Here is a 2,287-nt window from a genome sequence, read left to right as displayed (position 1 = left end):
CGCACGGTCGTGCGCGAGCGGCCGGACGGCACGTGGACGGTCTCGGCCGAGAAGGGCCTGCTCAAGGAGACCGGCAACCTGCTGTTCCACTTCGCGCTGCTGGCGGTGCTGATCGGGGTGGGCTTCGGGCACTGGTACGGCTGGCACGGCAACCGCCTCCTGGTGCAGGGCGACGACCTGGGCTTCTGCAACTCGGTGACGCAGTACGACGAGTCCACCCTCGGCCCCCGCCTCGACGCCGCCGACCTGCCGTTCTTCTGCCTGCGGTTGAACGACTTCGACGCGACGTACCAGAGCAGCGGCCAGCCGAAGTCGTTCGGCGCGCACGCCACCGTGCAGACCGAGCAGGACGGGCCGTGGCGCCCGGCCGAGTTCACGGTCAACCACCCGCTGCGCCTGTCGCAGGCCAACGTGCACCTGCTCGGCCACGGCTACGCGCCGATCCTGCGGTTCACCGACCGGTTCGGCCAGCAGCAGACCCGGATCGTGCCGTTCCTGCCTCGCGACCAGATGCTCACCAGTGAGGGCGTCGCGCAGTTCCCCGACGTCAACATCGACCCGAAGACCAACCGGCGCGACGAGGACCTGCAGGTCGCCTTCGAGGGTGTCTATCTGCCCACGGTGGATCCGAAGGGCGGCCCGACCTCGGTCTTCCCGGCCGAACGGGAGCCGGCGCTGTTCCTGACGGCGTACCGGGGCAATCTCGGGGTCGACGCCGGCCTGCCCGGCTCGGTCTACGCGCTGGACCGCGGCCAGCTGGCCAACGGCCAGCTCAAGCAGGTCAGCGGCGAACGGCCGCAGCGGCTGACGCCCGGCCAGACCTGGACCCTGGACGACGGCACCAAGCTGGAGTTCGTCGGCACCCGCCAGTTCGCCACCCTCGCGGTGCGCTACGACCCGACCCAGCCGCTGGTGCTGGGCGGCGCGGTGCTGGGCCTGCTCGGACTGATGCTGTCGCTGTCCGGGCACCGCCGCCGGGTGTGGTTCCGGGTTTCGCCCCCGGCCGGGTCCGAGGCGGGCACCGGCGGTAGTTTGATGGAGGCCGGTGGTCTGCCGCGCACCGACTATCCGGGCTTCCACGAGGAGTTCGAGCAGGTCGTGGCGGCGGCGCGCCGGACGCCGGAGGAGAGGACGCCGTGATGGCGGAGTTGTCTGACCAGTTGATGGCCTTCACCGTGCTGGCGTACCTGGCCGCGATGGTCTGTTACGCGGCGGAGTACGCGTTCGGCAACCGCAGCCACATCGGCCGCGCGGCGACCCGTCCGGCCCGCCGGCTCGTCGGCGCCCGGGGACCGGGCGAGTAGGAGGTGCCGACCGCGGACGACGTCGTGCCGCCGGCGCCGCCCCGGGACCGCGGTGCCCTGCTCGGCCTGATCGGCGTCGGGCTCACCTGGCTCGCCTTCGCGCTGCACCTGGGCACGGTGGTCACCCGCGGCCTCGCGGCGCACCGTATGCCGTGGGGCAACATGTACGAGTTCATCCTCGCGGTGACCCTCGTCGGCTCGGCGGTCTGGCTCGGTGTGATCACCCGCAAGCCGGCCGTGCGCCACCTCGGCCTGTTCACCGCGCTCGCGCTGGTCGTGCTGCTCGGTGCGGCCGGGCTGATCGCGTACACGCCGGTCAGTCCGCTGGTGCCGGCGCTGAACTCGTACTGGTACATCGTGCACGTCTCGACGATCATCCTGGCCTCCGGCATCCTGCTGATCGGGGCGGTGCCGGCCGCGATGTTCCTCATCCGGGCCGGCTACGACCAGGGCAAGCGGAACTTCCCGTACACGCTGGGCGCGAAGGTGCCGCCGGCGGAGCTGCTGGAACGGCTGACGTTCCGGCTGCACGCGTTCGCGTTCCCGCTGTTCACCTTCGGTGCGCTGATCGCCGGGCCGCTGTGGGCCGAGGCGTCGTGGGGCCGTTACTGGGCCTGGGACCCCAAGGAGGTCTGGGCGTTCATCTCCTGGGTCGTCTACGCGGCGTACCTGCACGCCCGCGCGACACCGAGCGTCAAGCGCACCACCGCGACCTGGATCGCCCTGCTGGGCTTCGTGACGATGCTGATGAACCTGTTCGGCGTGAACCTGTTCTTCGCGGGCCTGCACTCGTACGCCAACGCCGGCGGGATGTGAGCCGTCGCGTCCCCCGCCCCGCCACCCGGGGCGGGGGACGCCCTCACCGGCCGAGCGTCTCGCGGTTCAGCCCGATCGTCCCGCCCTGTGCGCCCCACCCGCCGAGTGCCCCGGAGGCCGGCCCTCCCCGGCCGACCTCCCGCGCCTGCCGGTGCCACTGGGCGTGC

The 2,287-nt window shown here is 72.0% G+C and carries 1 protein-coding gene and 1 pseudogene; both read left to right on the top strand.

The annotated features are described in order from the left end of the window. The coding region (locus AB0C29_RS44450) for a cytochrome c biogenesis protein ResB (protein ID WP_360833844.1) at nt 1-1,140 on the top strand (1,140 nt) is incomplete at its 5' end. After that, nucleotides 1,140-2,120, top strand: a pseudogene (gene ccsB / locus AB0C29_RS44445) (c-type cytochrome biogenesis protein CcsB). The gene AB0C29_RS44450 and the pseudogene ccsB, both read left to right, overlap by 1 nt. The last annotated feature ends 167 nt before the right edge of the window (nt 2,121-2,287 follow it).

The organism is Actinoplanes sp. NPDC048791 (assembly GCF_040650095.1).
In the GTDB taxonomy this organism is placed as follows: domain Bacteria; phylum Actinomycetota; class Actinomycetes; order Mycobacteriales; family Micromonosporaceae; genus Actinoplanes.
The sequence above is the reverse complement of the archived record's forward strand: the minus strand, read 5'-3'. Positions and strand labels throughout refer to the sequence as shown.